Genomic DNA, 318 nt, shown 5'->3' with positions numbered 1-318 from the left:
CAGCGGCGGCAGGATCAGGATGCCGATGCGGCCCGCCCACGTCATCGCGTTGAGGCTGATGTGGAACTTGTCGGCCAGCACGTCGTTGCCGCCGGAGATGAGCAGCACCACGTAGAAGGAGATCGCCATCGCGCCGAGCGCGGTGCGGAACGGGTTGTCCCGCGGGCGCTCGAGCAGGTTGTGGACCGATTTGTCCTTGGTGAATCTCGCTTCGATGAACGGATAGAAGATCGGCAGCATCGTCAGGATGCCGGGTAGCACGACCGTCGGCCAGAAGATGGGCGGGATGGTATAGCCGTCACCCCAGCCGAACAGGTC

General features: G+C 63.8%; 1 pseudogene. It reads right to left on the bottom strand.

What is annotated here, in order from left to right:
* Nucleotides 1-318 (bottom strand): annotated as a pseudogene (locus IEZ31_RS57210) (cytochrome bc1 complex cytochrome b subunit); the annotation flags it as partial.

The sequence above is a fragment of the Dactylosporangium sucinum genome (genome assembly GCF_014647515.1).
GTDB lineage: Bacteria > Actinomycetota > Actinomycetes > Mycobacteriales > Micromonosporaceae > Dactylosporangium > Dactylosporangium sucinum.
This window is presented reverse-complemented; position numbering and strand designations above follow the sequence as displayed.